The organism is Cognatiyoonia sp. IB215182, from assembly GCF_033963905.1.
In the GTDB taxonomy this organism is placed as follows: domain Bacteria; phylum Pseudomonadota; class Alphaproteobacteria; order Rhodobacterales; family Rhodobacteraceae; genus Yoonia.
This window is the reverse complement of the sequence record NZ_JAXBMB010000008.1, coordinates 205,357-226,358: the sequence shown is the minus strand read 5'-3', so window position 1 is coordinate 226,358 and position 21,002 is coordinate 205,357. Positions and strand designations below refer to the sequence as shown.

Genomic DNA, 21,002 nt, shown 5'->3' with positions numbered 1-21,002 from the left:
TTCCGAACACAAAAATTTTCGCGAAAATTTTTGCGCCGCAGCGTCGCTTATGCTGCGCGTGCGAATTGCGCTTGTGAAGCGCCGCGTAATATTCTACTCCCCACACGACTACTGACGAAACAATCATTCGCGAGGATCGGATCCATGTCATTTCGCCTTCAGCCCACACCACCGGCGCGCCCCAATCGTTGCCAGCTGTTTGGACCGGGATCGAACACCAAGCTTTTCGTGAAGATGGCCGCCTCGGCGGCGGATGTCATCAATCTTGATCTTGAAGACAGCGTGTCGCCCACGGACAAGGATGTGGCCCGCGCGAATGTCATTCAGGCGATCAACGAGGTTGACTGGAACACAAAGTTTCTGAGCGTTCGGATCAACGGGCTGGACACGCCGTATTGGTACAAAGACGTGGTCGATGTGCTGGAACAGGCGGGTGACAGGCTTGATCAGATCATGATCCCGAAGGTGGGCTGTGCAGCGGACGTCTACGCGGTTGATGCGTTGGTCACGGCAATCGAGACGGCGAAAGGGCGTAAGAAGCCCATCACCTTTGAGGTCATCATCGAATCCGCCGCAGGCATTGCCCATGTGGAAGAGATCGCCGCGAGCTCCCCCCGTATGGCGGCGATGAGCCTTGGGGCCGCGGATTTCGCGGCCTCCATGGGCATGCAAACGACAGGCATCGGCGGCACGCAAGAGCAGTACTACATGTTGCATGGCGAAACACGGCACTATTCCGATCCGTGGCACTGGGCGCAGACGGCAGTCGTTGCAGCCTGCAGGACCCATGGCGTGCTGCCAGTGGACGGCCCCTTTGGCGATTTCAGCGATGATGAAGGCTACCGCGCGCAGGCGCGCCGCTCGGCCACTTTGGGGATGGTCGGCAAATGGGCGATCCATCCCAAACAGATCGCCCTCGCCAATGAGGTCTTTACCCCATCAGATGATGCCGTCGCAGAGGCCCGCGAGATCCTCGCCGCAATGGAAGACGCCAAGGCAAGGGGCGAAGGGGCGACAGTCTACAAAGGCCGCCTGGTCGACATCGCATCGATCAAGCAGGCCGAAGTGATTGTGCGCCAGTCCGAAATGATCGCGGGCTGACGCGAAGGGCTTATTGGCCCGCGAGGGTCAGTTGACCTGCGTTGAAGGCGTCACGACAATCTGTCGCGTCGCGCATGATATCGTCCTGCAGCAGCGGCGTGCTGGTCATACCAGGCCCGGCAAAGCGCATATCGTCGCATTCACCGTCATTGGACCACTCACCGCTATCGTCGCCAAAATCGATGCTGCCGTCTTTGGCAACGCCGCGCAGCGACAAGCGACCCGCCTGGAAGGCCGTGGCGCAATCAGTTGCATCGCGCAGCACATCATCCTGCAGAAGCGGGGTTGTTGTCATCCCTGCCCCTTCGAAGCGGGCATCATCGCATTCACCATCATTGGACCACTGGCCCAGATCATTGCCGAAATTGACGCCCGCAACGATCAGATCCGGCACGTCAGGAACGGCAACATCGCCCGCAAGGCCCAGCAAACCTGCCTCAAACGCGGTCCGACAGTCGGTGGCGTCACGCATGATGTCGTCCTGCAACAAAGGCGTTGTCGTCATGCCAGGCCCGGCAAAACGCATGTCATCGCATTCGCCATCATTGGCCCAGTCGCCATCATCATTGCCAAAATCAATCGTCCCATCTGCGGCCACGCCGCGCAGCGCCAAGCGACCTGCCTGGAAAGCGGTCGCACAGTCGGTCGCATCGCGCAACACATCATCCTGCAACAGCGGTGTCGAGGTCATGCCTGCGCCTTCAAAGCGGGCATCGTCGCATTCGCCATCATTGGCCCATTGCCCGTTGTCGTTACCGAAATTGACGCCAGCCACAACCAGACCATCCGCTTGCGGTGCATTAGCGCGTAGCGTGATCAGTCCAGCATCAAATGCCTTGCGGCAATCGGTGGCATCAGCGCGAATGTCTTCGTCCAGCAACGGTGTGCTGGTCATGCCGGGGCCTTCGAACCGCGGATCGTCACATTCGCCGTCATTCGACCATGACCCGCTGTCGTCGCCAAAATCGATGGATTGCGCCCAAACCGGGCTGGCCGAGATACAGGCAACAACTCCCAAAAGACCAAGAATTCGCATGATGTATTCCTATTTATGCGTGATCGGTGCGGCCTCTGTTTCATCGCTGCATGTGGAGGTCAAATGGCAATATCATGACATTCTGGTGCCGTTGCCATCATGCGACCCATACGCCATATATCTGCAAAGTTTTGGAATAAGGCGTGGTCATGACCCAATATCTCGACTTCGAAAAACCGCTGGCCGAAATCGAAGGCAAGGCGGAAGAGCTGCGCGCGATGGCCCGCGACAACCCCGAGATGGACGTGGAGAAAGAGGCGAGCGCGCTGGACAAGAAAGCCGCCGACCTGCTGACCTCGCTATACGCCGATCTGACACCATGGCGCAAATGTCAGGTGGCGCGTCACCCTGAAAGGCCCCATTGCAAGGACTATATCGAGGCGCTTTTCACCGAATATACGCCCCTTGCCGGTGACCGGAACTTTGCCGATGATCACGCGGTGATGGGTGGGCTTGCCCGGCTTGAGGGTAACCCTGTGATGGTGATCGGCCATGAAAAGGGCAACGATACCAAATCGCGGATCGAGCGTAATTTTGGCATGGCCCGCCCCGAAGGCTACCGCAAGGCGATCCGTCTGATGGACCTCGCCGACCGGTTTGGTCTGCCCGTCATCACGCTGGTAGACACGCCCGGCGCCTATCCCGGGAAAGGCGCCGAGGAACGCGGGCAGTCCGAGGCGATTGCGCGGTCGACCGAGAAGTGCCTCGAACTCAAAGTGCCACTGATCAGCGTTGTGATTGGTGAAGGCGGGTCAGGTGGCGCGGTGGCCTTTGCCACCGCGAACCGGGTCGCGATGCTGGAGCACTCGATCTATTCGGTGATCAGCCCCGAAGGCTGTGCCTCGATCCTGTGGAAAGACGCCGAGAAGATGCGCGAGGCGGCAGAGGCTTTGCGCCTGACGCCGAAAGACCTGCACGAGCTTGGCGTTTGTGATCGGATCATCCCCGAACCCGAAGGTGGCGCGCATCGGGACCGTGCGGCGGCGATCAAATCCGTGGGCGAGGCATTGGTGCAAATTCTGAACGAGTTGCGCGATCTGTCGGGCGACAAACTGCGTGGCGACCGGCGCGGCAAATACCTTGATCTGGGCGCGAAAGGCCTTGCAGCATAAGTGGCGTTTCTTAAGGGCCATTGGCAGCTCTTGCTGCTGACCGCACTTGTCTTTGCGTTCTGGCAAACGCCCGTTGTCGTCCCTTTGAAAATCCTGATCGTCTTCTTTCATGAACTGTCGCATGCAGTGGCCACGATCCTGACCGGTGGTGAAGTGATCAGCCTCAGCGTGTCGGCTGATCAGGGGGGGGTGGTCTGGAGCCGGGGCGGCAACCGCTTTCTGACGCTCACCGCAGGATATCTTGGCTCCCTGCTGATCGGTGTGGGCCTTTTGGTCGCCGCAACGCGCAGCAAGGCGGATCGGGCGATCATGGCAGGATGTGGTGCGATGATGCTGGTCGTCGCCGGGCTTTACATTCGGGATTTCTTTGCACTGTCCTTTGCGATTAGCATAGGCGTCGCAATGCTACTGATGGCGCGTTTTCTGGACCATGCGGCCAATGATCTCGCACTGCGGGTCATGGGGCTGACCAGCATGATTTACGTGCCCTATGACATTTTCAGCGACACGATTGCGCGCTCAAACCTGCGGTCTGACGCGCGCATGCTGGCCGAGGAGTTCGGCGGAACAACGATGATGTGGGGCGGGTTGTGGCTGGCGCTAAGCCTTGTCGTGATCGGCTTATGCCTGCGCCGTGGTTTGGGGCCAAACAGCAACCTTGCGTTCAGAAGCAAGTAGACACGTTATTATGCAGATAGATGTTTATCTAAGAGGCCACCCGCTCCACCGATAACGAATGAACGCTCGCGTCAACTCACTTCTTTGAACGACGAGCTAGTATGGCCCAATTGCATTATCGATAGCCTGAGAAAGCATATCGATGCTGAACATCAGATAAGCCAACATCAAAATGACATCCATGTGGCGCGCAAAATAAGTAAGCCGAAGCCGGCGAAATATGTTCTGCTGAAAATCGCTTAAGAAAGGTCGAACTCTGTCCTCGCGCCAGTTCTGAATAATGCGAGAGGCCCAAAGGAAAAATGCGCAGAGCGCAGCCTGTCCAAAAAACTCGACATAGTTCATGGCTTACCACATCGTCTTTGCGGCACGTTCGGGCCATTCGGCGTCATAGGCGGCGCCGTCAAACCCCTCCTCTTGCTCGGCGAGCAGCTCTCCGACTGTCGGCAAACCGGCGCTTTCATCGCCCGATGACCAGACCCGCGCCCGCATCAGCGCGCGGGCGCATTGGCTGTAAACCTCGGCCACTGTGATCACCACGACACTGCGGGGCTGACGACCCTTTTGATCAAACCGGGCCAAGAGGTCGGGTGCTGTCGACACGATCGCCGTGCCGTTCACGCGCATCACGTTGTTTGAGCCGGGGATGATGAACATCAGGCTGACCCGCCCGTCAGCCACGATATTGCGCAGCGTGTCCATCCGGTTGTTCCCGCGCCAATCGGGCATCAACAGAGTCTTGGGGTCCAGCATCTGCACCACCGGGCCATCATCACCGCGCGGGCTGCCATCGGTGCCTTCGGGCCCGACGGTCGAGACCATGCAAAGGCGCGAGGCCATGATCCATTTGGCATAAAGCGGGGTCACGTGATCTGCGACTTTGATCAGTGATGCTTTGCCGGGTTGGCCGTAAAGCGCCTCTAGCGCTGCGATATCGGTGATCACGTGGTCATCCATGAAAGCCTGCCTCTTTGTTCAGCTTGTCTGATGCAGTTTCGATGTCGTGTTCGAGCCGCGACATGAACTCCTCAACCGCGAGCCCCGGTTCAATACGCGGCAGAAATTCGAAGATTGCCGTCCCTTGTTTGCGCATCACGCCGCGCTTGGGCCAATACACCCCCACATTCGTTGCCACCGGAACGACCGGTTGCCCGAGCTCCTTATAAAGCGCGCCGGTGCCAATCTTGTAAGGCGCCTTGACCCCCGGTGCGATACGCGTGCCTTGCGGGTAGATGATCAGCTGCCCAGGCAAGACGCGGCCCGCGCGGACATCCTCAACCATTTTGCGGATCGCCTGACCGCGCTTGCCCCGGTTGACGGGAATGCACCCAATCCGCAACCCGAATTGCCCGATGATTGGCGCATATTGCAGGATGGATTTCATGATGAACTTTCCGCGCGGAATTGCGCCATAGATCATCAGCACGTCCAGAAACGACTGGTGCTTGGGTGCGACCATCACCTCGTCTTTCGGCGGTTCACCACGGATTTCCACCTTCAGCCCGATCATCCAGGACGCGGTCCAGCGGATCCAGAAGCAATAGGCATGACAACCCGCTATCGCTCCTCTTGGCGAGATGATGGCGGGGATCAGATAGATCACCCCACAGACCAGCATCGCGACATACATCTGCCCATTGAAGATCAGCGACCGCACCCACTGCACCGGATTACTCATATCTGTTCCCTTAACCTTGCAAACGCGGCCGCCCTTGTCGCGATGAACGCGACGATAGCCGATAGGGGTGGAATAACCAGTGGCCACAACCAGCCAAAGCCCTGAAACCCGATATTGGTCATCAGCCCACCAACGTCCTGGCTGTCGGGCAACAATGATATCGCGATCAGACCAAGCAGAACTCCACCCGTCGCACCAAGGCCCGCGCGCAAGGTAAAGCGCCGCACGAAAGCGCGTGCGATGTAGACGTCACGCGCGCCGACAGCACGCAAAACCCGGATCACTTGCGCATTGGCGTTGAGCGAGGCCTGAGCGGCAAGCGAAATCATTGCGGCCACAACCCCGCCGATGAGCAGAACGATCAGCCAGCCAAGCCACCTGACCCGTGATGCAGCCTGCAGCAAAGGCGCGCGCCAGGCGCTGTGATCGTCAAGCACCGCGCCGGGAACCTGCCCGCTGAGCCGCGCGCGCAAACCGGCCGCGTCATAGCCTTCATCTGTGGCGATCACCTCGATCAATTGCGGAACAGGCAGAGTGTCAATCGGTAAGTCGGGGCCGAACCAGGGCTCCAGCAGGGCCTGTTGCTCATCAGCCGATAATGCTCGCGCAGAGGCGACGCCGGGCGTGGTTTGAAGAACCTCAAGTGCCTCGTCCAGCAATGCATTGGCAAGGGCAGGATCGGCAGGCAGGCGCAGCGTGGCTGATTGCGCGAGGTCCTGCGCCCAACGGTCGGCGACGCGACCGGCGCTGAGCGACAAGGCAAGCGCAATGACCGCCAGAAACGCCATCACGGCGGCCGCAAAGACTGTCAACCGCGCCGTCAGACCGGTCGGTGGCACGACCCGGTCCGCTTGCCGGTCGCCGACAATGAGGTCAAGCACGGCCCTCACAACGCGGTCCCCGCATGGGTCAGTTGCCCATCCCTCAGCCGCAAGACACGGGCGTTGACATCCGATTTCACCGACCGGATCAGATTCAGGTCATGGGTCGCGATCAGCACCGCCTTGCCCATCTTGTTCAACTCAACCAGCAAGGTCAGCAGACGCTGCGACATCTCCCAATCCACATTGCCGGTCGGTTCGTCGGCGATGATCACGTCGGGCGACATGATGACCGCACGCGCGAGCGCGGCGCGCTGACGCTCTCCACCCGAAAGCTCCGGCGGCAATTGCCCGGCTTGTGGGCCCAAACCGACCCAGGCCAGCAGTTCCTTCAGGTTCTCCACCGCTTCATGTGCACGACCTGCCACCGTCAGCGGCAATGCGATGTTTTCAGCAACGGACAAATGGTCCAGGAATTCGCAATTCTGATGCACAACACCGATCCGCCGCCGCGCGAGCGCAATCGCATCGCGATCAAGCGCCGCGATGTCCTGACCAAAAAGGCGCACCTGCCCGCCAAGCGCATAAAGATCGGCATAACAGAGCCGCAGCAGGGTCGTCTTACCGGCGCCGGAGGGTCCTGTCAGGAAGTGAAAAGACCCGGGCTGCAGGGCCAGTGAAAGCTGTGAAAAAAGCGCCGTGCCGCCATAGCCATAAGACACTTTATCTAGTTCGATCACGTGGCTTTCCTTTGCGCCTCAGCGCCCTTCTGCCCAAATCTGCCACAGGTTTCAATGATCCGACTTATGCCGATGACGCAAAAGCTTTGCGTTTGCGCCTGTGATTGCTAGATTGTCGGGGGCTACAATAATAAGATCATGCTGCCGGGCAGAAGGATGGAAGTACGATGAGGCTAGTTTGCCCTAATTGCGGTGCGCAATATGACATCGCGGATGACGCTATCCCCGAAGGTGGGCGCGATGTGCAATGTTCGAGCTGCGCACATACATGGTTCCAGACGGAAAAACCCGCAGCGGTCGGTCGCAAGCGCAGTGAGCTTTTGCTGAACACGCCAGTTGCGGAGCCACCCGTTCGCAAACCGCTCGATTCCGCTGTCAGCGATATTCTGCGCCAGGAGGCCGCGCATGAAAGTCAGGCACGCGCAGCAGAGGCTGGCGGTCCACCGCCGACGCAAGAGCAAAAGCGTCCGCCCGGCGTGAATGTCGAGGAAACACGTCGCCGCATTGCTGAGATGACGAGTGCCGAAGCGGCAAAACCCGCGCCGTCACCGGCGGCCGTTGCGGCGGCCTCAACAGGTGCTGTGGCCACAGCCGCACCAGCGGCAGCTGCGCAGAACGCGAATTTGCGCGCGGTGCCGACTATCGAAGAGATCAACGCTTCCTTGCGGGCTCGCGCCGAGGCCAGCGATACGTCCGGCCTCACCGAAGCCGAGCAATACGAAGCGGTGCAGCGTCGCGGTTTCCGGCGCGGCTTCTTCTTTGTGCTGGTTTTGCTGGCCATTGTTATGGCGCCCTACTTCTTTCAGGCGCAGATCAACGAGAGCCTGCCGCAGTTCAGCCAATACATGGTCCCTTACGTCGAGACGATTGATCAGATGCGGCTTTGGCTGAATGATCAGGTTCAGGCCCTAAGCGCCATGATTGGAGATCTGACAGGTGGTGACAGCGCCAGCGGCTAGGCCAACCTAAAACTGATCCAACAGACGCCGCAGGTAGTCGCGTTCTACCTGGGGTCGGTCTTGTTCGGCTGAGCGGCGGCGGATCTCGCCCAAAAGCTCTTCGGCGCGGCGGTTGATTTCTTCGCGGCCCAGCAATTGTTGGTCAGTGCCAAGCTGACCCGTGTTGCCCATCTCGCGGCCAAGCGGGTCACGCTGGCCAGGCACCGGGCGGCCTGATGCCTGCCCCTGCTCTGATCCCTGCCCGGGTTCCGCCTGCTGGTTTTGCGCCAGGGCACGGCCCAATTCGCGCATGCCGTTGCGCAGCGCGTCCATGGCTTCGGCCTGCCGGTCAATCGCTTCGGGCAGATCGCCGTCGCGCAGCGCATCTTCCGCGCCTTCCATCGCGCCTTCCGCCCGCTCAAGCGAACGGCGCGCGATATCGCCCGCCTCGCCATCAAGGTTGGGGAGGCCGTCACGCTGGCGCTGCAATTCCTCGCGCAGGGCGCGCTGACGGTCTGCGAGGCTGCGGGCATCCTGATCGCCCTCGCCACCGGCGCCATTGCCCACCTGTCCGCTTTGAGAATCCTCGCCGACGCCCTGGCCCTGCCCCTGCTGGCCACCCTGACCGGGTTGGCCCGGCTGCTGGCCTTGTTGGCCCTGCGGCTGGCCGGGTTGCTGGCCTTGCCCTTGCTGGCCCTGTTGTCCCGGCTGATCTTGCTGGCGTTGCTGGCCCTGTCCGGGATTGAATTGTTCCTGCAGATCGCGGAACGCATCATCGGACAATTGTTCCTGATCCCGCAAAGTCTCGGCCAAATCCTGCATGGATTGCTGGCCGGGTGTTTGCGGGCCGTCACCGCCTTCACCTTGGGTGACGCGCATGTTCTCCATCATCTGGTTGAGCTGTTCCATCAGCTCTTGCGCCTCGGCCATGCGGCCTTCCTGCATCAGCTCTTCGATGCGGTCCATCAGCGCCTGCAGCTCATCCATCGACATCTGCTGGCTGTTGCCGCTGTTATCGGCCTGATCGGTGCCGTCATTCGGTTCAGCCTCTTGCGCCAGCATGCGCATATATTCGTCGGTCGCCTCGCGCAGTTCCTGCATCAGTTCGGCGATTTCCTCGTCCGAGGCACCGTTGCGCATCGCCTCCGCCAGCCGCTCCTGCGCGCGGCGCAGGCGTTCGCGGGCATCGGCAAGCCGCCCGTCTTCCAACTGGATTGCGAGATCCCAAAGCGCCTCGACAATCTCGGCCTGTCCTTCATCGGTCAGACCAACATCGCGGAAGTTATCGAGCCGGCGGATGATGGTCCGCAGCCGCAGATAGGTTGTTTCATTCGAAAACAGCCCCTCGGGCCGGTGCGACACCGCCCGCAAAATCTGGCTCACCCGGCGCATATTGGCCTTTGACCACATCAGGTCGCGCCGCTGTTCGATCACAGCCCGCGCGAACGGTTGGAAAAAGCGGCGACCGGGCAGGATCAGCGGTTCAGGATCGGTCGCACCGGTCTGGCCAGCGGCGTCCGTCACCTCAAGCTGCAGCGTCACGGGCAGATTGGCGAGCGGGTGTTCGCTGAGATTCTCGATCAGAAACTCCTCGAATTCGGACCTGTCCCCGGTGAAAGGCATCGGCAAATCCAGAACGAGTGGCTCTACCGGATCAGGATCGATCACCAACCCATGCACGCGGTCAACGGCGGTCAGATCAAGGGCAATCGTCGCCGTCCCGCTTTCCACGCCATAATCATCCGATGCACTGAAAGGCTGAGACAATTCGCCCATCGCGTCGGCTTCGATTTCACCGGTGAGGTCGACTTCCGGTGGCATGTCTTCGATGGCAACGATGTTCCATTCGACGCCGTTTTCACCAACGACCGACAAAACGCCCGACTGGGTGATTGTGAATTCCTGCTGCGCATCGGATGCCGCGCCCAATTCCTCAACCCGGCCGGAGACGGTTTCGGCGACGGTCAGCGCGCCGACCTCGCCGTAGAGCCGCAAGGTGATCTGGCTGCCTTCGGGCACGCGCAATAGCCCTGCGGGCACATCGTTCAGGTAGATCGAAGGTCGGCCAGTATAAGCCGGTGGCTCGACCCAGCCTTCCCAGACAGGGCCTGTTGCCAGCGTCTGTTCACCGCCCGCCGCTATCTCGGCCACGGAGCCCACGCGCAGGAGCGAGCCAAAGAGCAAGGCGGTCACAAAGAACAGGAGCGCGACAAACCGCAAACCGTAAGGGTCACGGTCCGAGACGCGCAAATCCGGCTCGATTGCGCGCGCATCCTTCGTTCGCTCGGCCATGCGGGCCATATGGGTGCGCCAGACCGCTTCGGACGCGGCATCACCGCTGCCAATGGCCTGACTATCGGCGATGGCCGCGATGGGTCGGCCGGGCAATGCGGCATCAACCCGTGCGACAGCCTCCGCCTTGGTCGGGATCCGAAAGCGCCGCGCGCCCCAGATCAGCGCCGCGAGGGTCGCGATGACAGAGACAACCGCGCCACCCCAAAAAACCTCAAGCGGGACGAGATCCTGCCAGCCCATCATGAGCGGCGCGAGGATCAGGAAGATGACTGTCCAGAGCGGCCAGAATGACCGCACAACTTCTTCCGCGATCATGCCAGCGCGCGTCGCGGCGACCGGCAATTGAAGATGTCGCATCTGATCGGGATCGGCTGTCAGCGGTTCTCTCCGAAGTTATGCGACTACTCTAACCACGATGGCATCGTATCGCGCGCAATCATTTCTTCATAGGTAGGGCGTGGGCGGATAACTGCAAATTGATCTTGGTCCACAAGAACCTCTGGGATCAATGGCCTTGAATTGTATTCCGATGACATAACCGCGCCATAAGCCCCGGCAGAGCGGAACGCGACCAGATTGTCAGGCCCCACGGCGGGCATGACACGGCCCTTGGCAAAGGTATCACCGCTCTCACAAACCGGGCCGACGATATCATATGTTGCCGGTTCGGCACCCGGTGCAGGTTCGATCACTGGTACGATATCGTGCCATGCCTCGTACATAGCGGGCCGGATTAGATCATTCATCGCCCCGTCAAGGATCAGAAAGTCCCGATCCTCGCCAGATTTCACGTAAATCACCTTTGACACCATCAGACCCGCATTGCCCGAAATCAGGCGCCCCGGTTCGATCTCAATCTCACAGCCCAGATGCCCCACCGTGCGCTCGATCAACGCACCATAGTCCGTTGGGAGGGGTGGTGCGGCGTTTGAGCGCGCATAGGGAATGCCGAGCCCCCCACCCAGATCAAGGCGTGTGATCTCGTGGCCGTCGGCGCGCAATTGCTCCGTCAGTTCCGCGACTTTCAGATAAGCGGCCTCAAACGGGGCGAGTTCAGTCAGTTGCGATCCGATATGCACGTCGATCCCGACAACCTTCAGACCAGGCAGTTTCGCCGCCATCGCATAAACCTCACGCGCGCGGCTGATCGGGATACCAAACTTGTTTTCTGATTTGCCGGTCGCGATCTTTGCATGCGTCTTCGCATCAACGTCCGGGTTCACCCGTACGGTGATAGGTGCAACGAGGCCTATAGACTGCGACACCTGATCAAGCACGATCATCTCAGGCTCGCTCTCCACGTTGAACTGCCTGATGCCGCCTTCCAGCGCCATCCGCATCTCATCCGCGGTCTTGCCGACCCCGGAAAAGACGATCCGTTCACCAGGCACGCCTGCCGCCTTGGCACGCAGGTATTCCCCGCCCGAGACGACATCCATCCCCGCGCCCGCATTAGCGAGGACCTTGATAATCGCCTGGTTTGAAGCAGATTTCATCGCATAGCAGACCAGATGATCTGCAAAGCTAAGCGCCTCATCAAACAGTTTGAAATGCCGCGTCAGCGTAGCCGTCGAATAAACATAGAACGGAGTGCCGACCGTAGCCGCAATCTCTGCGATCGCTACATCCTCGGCAAAAAGCGCGCCGTTACGATAAAGAAAATGGTCCACGCCTGCGATCCTCGTCCAAAACCAGAGTTGGACATAGCAGATCGCTGACGCTGGCCAACCCTAAACGCGGACGGTGTGCCGGTCTTTGTAATAGACGACCCGCTCACGCAGGTAGAGATAAAGCGGCAATCCACAGCTGACGCCGATACAAAAGGTTGCGGGGATCGCAATCAGGCTCAGGTAGTTCTTTGTTTTGAAGGCCTCAAAAATGATCCAGATGGTAAGCGCGACAGCGGCAATTGTCAGATCCCAGACCAGCCCGCTTGTGGCGTTGTTCACATGCCATGCATCGACTATAGCCATGATGCTCCAGCCATTCTCCTGAAACCAGGAGATGAAGTAATACATCGGATGCACGGTGCCCCAGATGGCCAGCAAAAGGTAAACGATCCGCATCAGAGTCTCAGCCCCACTGAGACGGTGCCGTTTGAGGCGCCGATGCCCGCGGTCGTGTTGACGCCGTTTGAACCCACGCTGAGGCCGACATTTGCGTTGGGCTCAAGCGGCGGACCATTTGCACCACATGCGGCCAAAGCCGCAAGACCCAGTATCAAAACGATCTTTTTCATCTCGAAGCCTCATGCATTGAGTTTTTGTGACCAATGCGCGATCTGCGCGCGCACATTTGCCGGTGCGGTGCCGCCAAAACTTGTGCGTGAGGCCACGGAGTTTTCAACGCCCAGCACGTCAAAGACGTCCGCGCGGATGCCAGCATGCGTCTCTTGCATCTCTTCCAGCGTCAGATCCGGCAAGTCGCACCCTTTCTCCTCGGCCAAAGCCACAAGCGCACCGGTGATGTGATGCGCTTGGCGGAACGGTAACCCAAGTTCGCGCACCAGCCAATCGGCAAGGTCAGTGGCGGTTGAAAACCCGCTGGAGGCTGCGGCTTTCAGGTTTTCACGGTTTGCGGTCATGTCGCTGACCATGCCGGTCATGGCTGCAAGTGCGAGCATCAGGTTATCAGCCGCATCAAAGACCTGTTCCTTGTCTTCCTGCATATCTTTCGAATAGGTCAGCGGCAGGCCCTTCATCACCGTCATCAGCGCCACATTCGCGCCGAAAATGCGGCCGATCTTGGCGCGGATCAGCTCTGCCGCGTCCGGGTTACGCTTTTGCGGCATGATCGAGGAGCCAGTCGACCATTTGTCTGACATGGTCACAAACCGGAACTGGGCGCTCGACCAGATCACCAATTCTTCGGCCAGACGGCTCATATGCATCGCACAGATGCTGGCGGCGGCGAGGAATTCCAGCGCAAAGTCGCGGTCCGACACCGCGTCAAGCGAATTGGCCATGGGTGCGTCAAAGCCGAGCGCATTGGCTGTCATCTCACGATCAATCGGAAATGACGTACCCGCAAGCGCCGCCGCCCCCAAGGGCGACAGGTTCATCCGTTTGCGCGCATCTGCGAAACGTGACCGGTCACGGGCAAACATCTCGACATAGGCCAACATGTGATGACCCCAGGTCACCGGCTGCGCCGTCTGCAGATGGGTGAAACCCGGCATGACCCAGTCCGCACCCACCTCGGCCTGCGCGAGAAGCGCTTGGCAAAGCGCGCCGAGCGCCGCGTCAGCCGCATCGCATTGATCACGGACCCAGAGCCTGAAATCCACAGCCACCTGATCATTGCGCGACCGCGCCGTGTGCAACCGCCCCGCGGGCTCTCCGATCAGTTCCTTCAGCCGCGCCTCGACATTCATGTGAATGTCTTCCAAGGCGGCAGAAAACGGAAACTCCCCCGTTTCAATCTCTGACAAAACGGTGAGCAGACCTTCCCGGATCGCCTCGGCATCGTTATCGGTAATGATGCCTGTCGCGGCGAGCATAGCCGCATGGGCCCGTGAACCTGCGATGTCCTGCGGCGCAAGGCGGCGGTCGAACCCGATTGAGGCATTGATCGCCTCCATAATCGCATCGGGTCCGGCGGCAAAACGCCCGCCCCACATCGTGTTCGCGGATTTGGTCATTAAGGAAACAGCCTATGCGCAAGTTATTGTCAGCCCTGCTTTATACGGCCCTTCTCAGCGTTGCAAATCCGGGCGCAGCCGATATTGCGACCGCAGATGCCATGCGCGAAGGCGATATGCGCAAGCTGATCTTTCACCCAGAACCGATTGCCAGTTCAGATGTGCCGTTCATGAGCGAGGATGGTGTCGAAATGACGCTGGACGCCTATCAGGGCAAGCACGTGGTTCTGAACTTCTGGGCAACGTGGTGTGCGCCCTGTCGCCACGAGATGCCGCTTCTGTCCGATTTACAAACCCAACTTGGTGGAGACGATCTGGAGGTTGTGACGATTGCAACCGGACGTAACCCTTTGCCCGGCATGCAGCGTTTTTTTGAGGAAATCGGTGTCGACAACCTGCCGCTCCACACCGATGCGCGGCAAAGCCTTGCGCGCAGCCTCGGTGTGCTTGGCCTGCCGGTGACCATCGTTTTGGATCCCGAAGGCAACGAAATCGCGCGGATGCAGGGCGATGCGGATTGGGCCAGCGACAATGCCATTGCAATCATGCAAACGCTAATCGGCTCCGGCTCCTGACTGATCTTTGCGCTTAGGCCCGCCCCGCCGTTTCTGACAGCAACAGCGGATCAATCCCCATCATTTTCAGGGCACCCATCCATTTATGCTCATTTGCACGGCCAAAGATGATATCCTCGCGCGGGTCGCAAACGAGCCAGCCGTTTCGCGCGATCTCCCGATCCAGTTGCCCCGGCCCCCAACCGGCATAACCCAATGCAAGCATTGAGGTTTTCGGCCCCTTGCCCTGGGCGAGATCCTCCAGCACTTCCAAGGTCGCTGTCATGCCGACATGATCATCGACCTGCAATGTGCCATGGGCCGCAGCATAGTCGCTTGAATGCAGCACAAAGCCGCGCCCCAGCTCAACCGGCCCGCCAAAATGCACGCGGATGTCACGCGCATTTGGACCGCGCGTAATCTCAAGCTCTTCCAGCAGATTGCTAAAGTCGACATTTGTCTGCGGCTTGTTGACGATGAGGCCCATGCTGCCTTCCTCGTCATGGGCGCACATGTAGATCACGCTATGGGCAAAACGTCGATCGCCCATACCCGGCATCGCAACAAGGAGCTTGCCCGCAAGATGCACCGTTTCTTCTGCCATACCTTAATAATGTGGTCTGGGCTGGTGTGACGCAAGGGTCAACATTGCAAGGTCTGTCGTAAACGTGACTTCCCATTGCAGGCGCTTTGCATAAGTAACGTGTCATGCGCAAAACGACGCTCATATCACTCGCACTTGCGGCGTTACCCGTATTCGGCACGGCTGGCCCGTTTGATGATCTGGCCTCGGTCGAGATTCTGCCGGGCTGGCGGAATGCGGCAGGTGAGCATATGGCGGGCCTGCGCATCACGATGGATGAAGGTTGGAAAACCTATTGGCGCGCGCCGGGTGACGGCGGCATCCCGCCTCAGTTTTCGCTCACCGGATCGGAAAACATTACCGGCTTCACGCCGCATTGGCCGGTGCCTGAACTCTTCTATCAGAACGACATGTACTCGGTTGGATATGAGAATTCCGTCGTCTTCCCCTTGCGGCTCTACAGTGTTGATCCAGAAGCGCCGATGCGGATCAGCGGCCAGATCCATATCGGGGTTTGCGAGGAAATCTGCATCCCCGTCACGTTGGATTTTGACGAACTGCTGCCAGTCGAGGGCGAGCGCGATGCAGCAATCACCGCCGCCTTGATCAACCGTCCCCTCACGGCAGATGAGGCGAATGTCGGCACTGTGATCTGCCGGATCGATCCGATTAGCGATGGCTTGCAGGTCACCACGGTGATTGACGTCCCGCCAATGGCTGCCAAGGAATTTGTGGTTGTCGAGGCCGGCGATGCCCATGTCTGGGTCTCCGAAGCGGATATCGCCCGCGATGGCAACAGGCTCAGCGCGACTGTCGATATGGTGCATCACACCGGAGAGGCATTTGCGCTGGATCGGACAGCGGTGCGGATCACCGTGCTGGGTGACAATCAGGCCATCGATATTCAGGGCTGCGCTGCGGGCTAGGCCCGTGCGCGACCAAGGCCCTGCGCGATCCCCGCGACGACATAGATTGCCAGCAGCCACACCGCGAGACCACCCAGGAAAATCACAAAGGCCGGGGCAAAGCCATTTGCAAGTGCTGGCAGCAGCGCAACAACGCCGGTCAACGGCGCGCCTGTGAAGATTACGGGCCCAACGGTTGCTGCAAAGAGACCAACGGCCCCTAGTGCCCCGATACCTGCTGGCAAAAGCATCGCCGCACGGCGTCCGCGCAAGGCGCGCTTGGCGGCCTGAACCTGCCGATGCACATCCTGCTGCATCGCCATGACCGAAGGCACAACCAGCAAGACCAGCAACATGCCAAAGCCCAGGCCGAAGACCAGCGTCACAACCGTTGGTTTGAGGAACTCGGCCTGGTTCGAGCCTTCGTACAGAAGCGGCATGAGACCCAGCACCGTTGTCAAAGTCGTCAGCATCACCGGTCGCAGTCGGTCCACCGCCCCGTCGATAATCGCGGGCACCAGGCCGCGATCCTGCGCATATTCATCCACCGTCGTGACCAGCACGATGCTGTCGTTGATGATAATCCCAACCATCCCGATCAGACCGACCACTGTGAACATGCTGAGCGGAATCTCCCAGACATAATGGCCATAAATCGTGCCAACCAAGGCAAAGGGAATGATCGACATGACGACAACGGGCCGGGTCCAGCTGCTGAAAATCCACGAGAGGGTCAAATAAATCCCCAGCAGCACAAGGATCAGCCCGGTGCGCGCATCGTTGAGGAAACGCTGCTCCTGTTCGCTTTGCCCCGAAAGCTGCGTTTCAATCGCAAAATCGCTTTCGATACCGGGCAGGATATCTTCATTGATAGCAAGTTGGATTTCAGTGGCCCGCGCCGCGTCTTCGTCATCAAGATCGCCAATGACTGAAATCAGCTGGATGCCATTTTCCCGCCGCACGGTGGAAAAACCTGTGCGGCTTTGCACGGTGACAACATCGGCGAGCGGGACATAGGCGCCTTGCGGTGTTCTGATCTGGGTCCGGTCCAGGAAGTCCGCTGACAGCTCGCCCGCCGGCAATTCCACCCGGATCGTGCCGGACCGTGCGCCAACTGGAAAACTCGCGGCCTCAATCCCGCCGAGGCGATTGCGCAGGACACGGCCCAGCGCATCAATCCCCAGCCCCAGTGCCTCGCCCTGCGGGGTCAGTTCGAGGATCAGCTCTTCCTTGTCATAGGCGAGCGTGTCTTCAAGCCCGGAGATCTCGGGGAACTGGGCCAGCCGGGTCTTAAGCGCCTCTGCGGCTGCCTTCAGCGTCTCGCTATCAGCGCCGAACATCTGAATATCCAGGCTGTCCCCGCCCGGCCCCGTCCCCCAAGAGCGGAAGCTGACGGTTTCGGCCATGGGGTGTTGCACAATCGTGTCCTGCAGGGCGCTGACAAAGGCAAAGCTGGTATAGGGGCGGCTATCGGCGTCGATCAGCTCGATGGTGATCGCGCCAAGCTGGTCGGCATCCTTGGTATCCGTACCTGCAATAGCGCGACCAGAATTCCCGCCAATCTCGGCGATCACGAATTTCAGCGGGTTCAGCCCGTGTTCCGCTTCATATTCCGCGCCCAAAGCCTCTGCCGCGCGCTGCATCTCGCGCATCATGTCCAGCGTGTCATCGCGGGTGGCACCAGGCAGCATCGCGAAGTTGCCGGTCACCTGCGCCTGTTCGGGCGCGTTAAAGAAGCGCCAGCTGACCTCACGCTCGATAAAGAGCGTGACTTGCGTAGCCAGCGCCACAAGCGCCAGCGCCACGACCGGATAGCGCGCAATGATGACGATATGCATGAAAGGACGGAAGACTTTTTCCTTAAACCAGTCAAAGCCCCGGTTAACCGTGCGCGAGGGCCAATCGTACCAGTGTTCCTTGGCCGAATGCGCCATCGAATGGGCCAGGTGATTGGGCAGGATCACAAAGCACTCCAAGAGGCTTGCGGCCAGCACGACGATCACGGTGAAGGGGATATCGGCGATCAGATCGCCAAAGCGCCCGCCAATCGCGACAAGGCCGAAGAAGGCAATGATTGTCGTGATCGTCGCTGAAAAGACGGGGCTGAACATCCGTTGCGCGGCCCGTTCTGCCGCGACGGTCGGGTCTTCGCCCAGATGCCTGACCCGGAAATCCGCATGTTCGCCCACCACAATCGCATCGTCGACCACGATGCCCAGCGTGATGATCAGCGCAAAAAGCGAGATCATGTTGATCGTGATACCCACTGCATACATCAGCGCAATGGCCGCCAGCATCGCCGCCGGGATGCCAAAGGCGACCCAGAACGCGGTGCGCGCATTCAGGAACAGAAACAACAGGCCCACGACGAGCATCAGCCCCGTCAGACCGTTATCCAGCAGGATGTTCAGACGGCCCGTGATGAATTCGGCGCGCGCATTGGTCAGCGTGATCGTCACGCCTTCGGGCAGCGTCGCGGTCAGTTCATCCGCGACCCGTTCCACCGTTTCCTGCATGCCAATCGCATCACCGGTAGCCGAGCGTTGGACGCGCAATTTGACGGCGGAGTCTTCTCCCACGAAGTAAGCACGTGCCCGATCCGTGCCTTCAACCCGGACGGTGGCCACATCAGCAACCGTCAGTTTTGAGCCATCGGGGTTGGAGCGCAGGACAATCGCGCCAATCTCTTCGGCGCTACGCTTTGCGACGCCAGTCCGCACCCTTGCGTTGGATGAGACATCACCGGCGGGGTCGGCCTGCGCCTCTTCACCGATCCGTTGGGCGATGTCCGAGAGGCCGATGTCATGTTCGATCAGTGAAAGTGACGGGACCTCAACAATGGTTGACGGGGCTGCGACACCCTGAACAGTCACCTGCGTCACGCCTTCAGTGAAGAGCCGCGTCGACAACTCGTCGGCAAACCGACCCAGTTGATCCACCCCAACGGGGCCGGTGATGACCACATCGGTCACCCGGTCCGACCAGCCACCGCGACGCACGGAAGGGTCTTCGGCATCCTCCGGCAAGCTCTCCGCGCTATCGAGGGCGAGTTGCACGTCCTCTGCCGCGCGATCAATGTCGTAGCCCGGCTCAAATTCCAGCCGGATAGACGCGCGCCCTTCGCGGGATGTGGAGGTTGAAGAGGTGACACCCTCGACAGCCAATAGCACGGGTTCAAGCACCTGAACGATGGCCTCGTCCACATCCTCGGCCCCAGCACCATCCCACGTGACCGAGACGGTCAGATCATCCACGACCACATCAGGGAAGAACTGCGCACGCATATTCGGAAAGGCGAGCAAACCCGCCGTCAGCATCAGGACAAGCAGCAGGTTCGCGGCCGTCTTGTGCCGCGTGAAATAGGACAGGATGCCGCCCGCCCGAGCGTTCAGCTTGTCGCCACCGGTGATCATCCGCTGCCCATGCGGCTTTCGAGCCGTGCGACGGTCTCAGAAGAGACCTCGTCTTGCTCCAACTGACCGATGATGCGGGCCTTCACGTCATCGGGCATCCGGCCTTCGGTGACAAAGGCGATCAGCTTGGCACGGCGTTCGGGATCAAGCGTGATCATTTCCGCTGTTTGCGGCGCGGCACCGCCCGGCTGGATCGGGCGGACCCTGATGCCTGCACCCAAGAGCGGTGAGCGTTCTGCAACAATCGTGGCACCGGCCAGATCGCCGACACGAATGATGACATCATCGCCCTGCCGCCGTAGAAGTTCCACCTGCCCAAGCTCCAGACGCCCCTCTTCGCCCACAACAAGAACCGTCTCATCTGGTGCCAGTGCTGTGGCAGGCACCATGGCGACATTGCGCAATTCGGGCTCGTCAATCCGCACAGTCACAAAGTCACCGGGACGAAATCCGGGTGCGGCATCCAAACGCGCAAAGAGCAGACGACCAGTCTGCCCCTCACCCACCGTGGCACCTTCACGAATGATGGTACCCGTCGCCGTGAGGTTCACACCCGATACGTCCAAGGCTACCCGCACAGGCGCATTGAGCAACTGGCCGCCGGTATCCAGAAGCCGCGCATATTGCGAGGTCGAGACGCGAAAGCTGACCTCAAGCTGTGTTGGATCGACCAATTGCGCAAAACGCTCATTGGCGGTCACGCGCCCGCCGGGGCTGATTGTTACATCCGACAGGACACCGTCGAAAGCTGCAAAAACCTGGGTATCGTCCACATCACGCTCGGCCTCGGAAAGACTGATCTCGGCCCGTGCAAGGCGGGTGCGGGCCTGATCAATGCGCGCCTCGGCAGATGCCACAGCCTGACGACGGGTCAAAACCGAAGCGTCCGCCGATGAGGCTGCCAATTCCGCGTCCTCCACCGCTGCCGCCGTGCCCACACCACGTGTCTGCAAGTCGCGTGCCCGCGTCAGGGCCTGCGCGCGCAGATTTGCCTGCGCCCGAGCAGCGGCAAGTTCATCGCGTTCCAACAAAAGCGAGCGTTCAGCATCGCGCAACTCCGCCTGCGCGTCCTGCAAGTCGGCACGGGTGCGGTCGAGCGCTGCCTCGGCCTCGACCGGATCGATCCGCAGCAAAAGCTGGCCTTGCGTCACCGCGCCACCTTCAACGAGCAGATCGCTTGCGTCGAGTACAGTGCCGCCAGTGGCGCTGCGCAAATCCAGCGTGCGCTGGCTGCGCAACTCACCGAAAACCGTCAGTTCCGGCGTCAGCGTTTGCGGCTCCAGTGTCACCACATTCACCGACAAAACACGCTCACGCTGCGGGAAACTGCGCGGCTCTTCATTCATGCGCGCGACAAGAGCCTCGCGGACCATGTTGCCTGCGAATGCAATCAGCGCGAAAGTCACGCTGAGAAGGAATATGCCCGTCAGACTTCTGCGCAAAAACCGCATGTTACCTTCCTTGCTTGGCTGGCCTAGAATTAGGCGCTGGCTCGCTGCATTCCACTC

Annotated in this window: 20 protein-coding genes; 6 read left to right on the top strand and 14 right to left on the bottom strand. The window is 60.0% G+C overall.

The window, feature by feature from the left end; translation table 11 throughout:
* Positions 1-144 precede the first annotated feature (144 nt).
* Entirely contained in the window at positions 145-1,101 is a 957-nt protein-coding gene (locus SLH47_RS18065) for an L-malyl-CoA/beta-methylmalyl-CoA lyase (RefSeq protein WP_320241405.1), read from the top strand.
* Positions 1,102-1,111: 10 nt separating this feature from the next.
* Here SLH47_RS18065 and SLH47_RS18060 read toward each other — a convergent pair whose 3' ends face one another.
* Positions 1,112-2,137: a hypothetical protein gene (locus SLH47_RS18060; protein WP_320241404.1), complete on the bottom strand. Its 1,026-nt coding sequence runs from the start codon at positions 2,135-2,137 to the stop codon at positions 1,112-1,114.
* 149 nt (positions 2,138-2,286) lie between these two features.
* Here SLH47_RS18060 and SLH47_RS18055 point away from each other — a divergent pair, with 149 nt between their 5' ends.
* Positions 2,287-3,249 carry an acetyl-CoA carboxylase carboxyltransferase subunit alpha gene (locus SLH47_RS18055; RefSeq protein ID WP_320241402.1) on the top strand — a complete coding sequence of 321 codons (963 nt, stop codon included), beginning with the start codon at positions 2,287-2,289 and terminating at the stop codon, positions 3,247-3,249.
* Positions 3,250-3,927, top strand: coding sequence for a M50 family metallopeptidase (locus SLH47_RS18050; RefSeq protein WP_320241401.1), 678 nt, complete (start codon positions 3,250-3,252; stop codon positions 3,925-3,927).
* 96 nt (positions 3,928-4,023) lie between these two features.
* Here SLH47_RS18050 and SLH47_RS18045 read toward each other — a convergent pair whose 3' ends face one another.
* From SLH47_RS18045 to SLH47_RS18025, 5 genes are read right to left on the bottom strand one after another with little or no spacing between them, the layout of a single operon-like run.
* The gene (locus SLH47_RS18045) at positions 4,024-4,272 is read right to left on the bottom strand and encodes a hypothetical protein (RefSeq protein WP_320241400.1); all 249 of its coding nucleotides are present in this window, start codon (positions 4,270-4,272) and stop codon (positions 4,024-4,026) included.
* A gap of 3 nt (positions 4,273-4,275) precedes the next feature.
* A complete protein-coding gene (locus SLH47_RS18040) occupies positions 4,276-4,884 on the bottom strand; it encodes a pyridoxamine 5'-phosphate oxidase family protein (RefSeq protein WP_320241399.1) in 609 nt (202 codons plus the stop codon).
* On the bottom strand, positions 4,877-5,605 hold the full coding sequence (locus SLH47_RS18035; protein WP_320241398.1) for a lysophospholipid acyltransferase family protein: 729 nt from the start codon (positions 5,603-5,605) through the stop codon (positions 4,877-4,879). Before SLH47_RS18035 ends, SLH47_RS18040 begins: the two co-directional genes overlap by 8 nt.
* The gene (locus SLH47_RS18030) at positions 5,602-6,495 is read right to left on the bottom strand and encodes a cell division protein FtsX (protein WP_320241396.1); all 894 of its coding nucleotides are present in this window, start codon (positions 6,493-6,495) and stop codon (positions 5,602-5,604) included. Before SLH47_RS18030 ends, SLH47_RS18035 begins: the two co-directional genes overlap by 4 nt.
* On the bottom strand, positions 6,492-7,166 hold the full coding sequence (locus tag SLH47_RS18025) for a cell division ATP-binding protein FtsE (RefSeq protein WP_320241395.1): 675 nt from the start codon (positions 7,164-7,166) through the stop codon (positions 6,492-6,494). The genes SLH47_RS18030 and SLH47_RS18025 overlap by 4 nt, the downstream gene beginning before the upstream one ends.
* Positions 7,167-7,333: 167 nt before the next feature.
* On the opposite strand from SLH47_RS18025, the gene SLH47_RS18020 reads away from it, so the two are divergent.
* Complete coding sequence (locus SLH47_RS18020; protein ID WP_320241393.1) at positions 7,334-8,125, top strand: zinc-ribbon domain-containing protein; 792 nt, start codon at positions 7,334-7,336, stop codon at positions 8,123-8,125.
* A 6-nt stretch (positions 8,126-8,131) separates the two neighbouring features.
* On the opposite strand, the gene SLH47_RS18015 is transcribed toward SLH47_RS18020, so the two are convergent.
* From SLH47_RS18015 to argH, 5 genes are read right to left on the bottom strand one after another with little or no spacing between them, the layout of a single operon-like run.
* Positions 8,132-10,756, bottom strand: coding sequence for a TIGR02302 family protein (locus tag SLH47_RS18015; RefSeq protein ID WP_320241391.1), 2,625 nt, complete (start codon positions 10,754-10,756; stop codon positions 8,132-8,134).
* Positions 10,757-10,800: 44 nt separating this feature from the next.
* A complete protein-coding gene (gene lysA, locus SLH47_RS18010) occupies positions 10,801-12,069 on the bottom strand; it encodes a diaminopimelate decarboxylase (RefSeq protein ID WP_320241389.1) in 1,269 nt (422 codons plus the stop codon).
* 60 nt (positions 12,070-12,129) lie between these two features.
* Positions 12,130-12,465 (bottom strand): DUF2834 domain-containing protein, encoded by a 336-nt coding sequence (locus tag SLH47_RS18005; protein WP_320241388.1) that lies wholly within the window; start codon positions 12,463-12,465, stop codon positions 12,130-12,132.
* Positions 12,465-12,638, bottom strand: coding sequence for a hypothetical protein (locus SLH47_RS18000; protein WP_320241386.1), 174 nt, complete (start codon positions 12,636-12,638; stop codon positions 12,465-12,467). The genes SLH47_RS18005 and SLH47_RS18000 overlap by 1 nt, the downstream gene beginning before the upstream one ends.
* Positions 12,639-12,647: 9 nt before the next feature.
* A complete protein-coding gene (gene argH, locus SLH47_RS17995; protein WP_320241384.1) occupies positions 12,648-14,039 on the bottom strand; it encodes an argininosuccinate lyase in 1,392 nt (463 codons plus the stop codon).
* A gap of 14 nt (positions 14,040-14,053) precedes the next feature.
* Here argH and SLH47_RS17990 point away from each other — a divergent pair, with 14 nt between their 5' ends.
* Positions 14,054-14,614, top strand: a complete 561-nt coding sequence (locus tag SLH47_RS17990) for a TlpA disulfide reductase family protein (protein ID WP_320241382.1) — start codon at positions 14,054-14,056, stop codon at positions 14,612-14,614.
* Positions 14,615-14,627: 13 nt separating this feature from the next.
* Here the strand turns inward: SLH47_RS17990 and SLH47_RS17985 are convergent, their stop codons facing one another.
* Positions 14,628-15,197, bottom strand: coding sequence for a YqgE/AlgH family protein (locus SLH47_RS17985; RefSeq protein ID WP_320241380.1), 570 nt, complete (start codon positions 15,195-15,197; stop codon positions 14,628-14,630).
* A gap of 104 nt (positions 15,198-15,301) precedes the next feature.
* Here SLH47_RS17985 and SLH47_RS17980 point away from each other — a divergent pair, with 104 nt between their 5' ends.
* Positions 15,302-16,102 (top strand): protein-disulfide reductase DsbD domain-containing protein, encoded by an 801-nt coding sequence (locus SLH47_RS17980; RefSeq protein ID WP_320241378.1) that lies wholly within the window; start codon positions 15,302-15,304, stop codon positions 16,100-16,102.
* Here SLH47_RS17980 and SLH47_RS17975 read toward each other — a convergent pair.
* A complete protein-coding gene (locus SLH47_RS17975; protein WP_320241376.1) occupies positions 16,099-19,494 on the bottom strand; it encodes an efflux RND transporter permease subunit in 3,396 nt (1,131 codons plus the stop codon). The two genes, SLH47_RS17980 and SLH47_RS17975, sit on opposite strands and share 4 nt — an antisense overlap.
* Complete coding sequence (locus SLH47_RS17970) at positions 19,491-20,945, bottom strand: efflux RND transporter periplasmic adaptor subunit (protein WP_320241374.1); 1,455 nt, start codon at positions 20,943-20,945, stop codon at positions 19,491-19,493. The genes SLH47_RS17975 and SLH47_RS17970 overlap by 4 nt, the downstream gene beginning before the upstream one ends.
* Positions 20,946-21,002 lie beyond the last annotated feature (57 nt).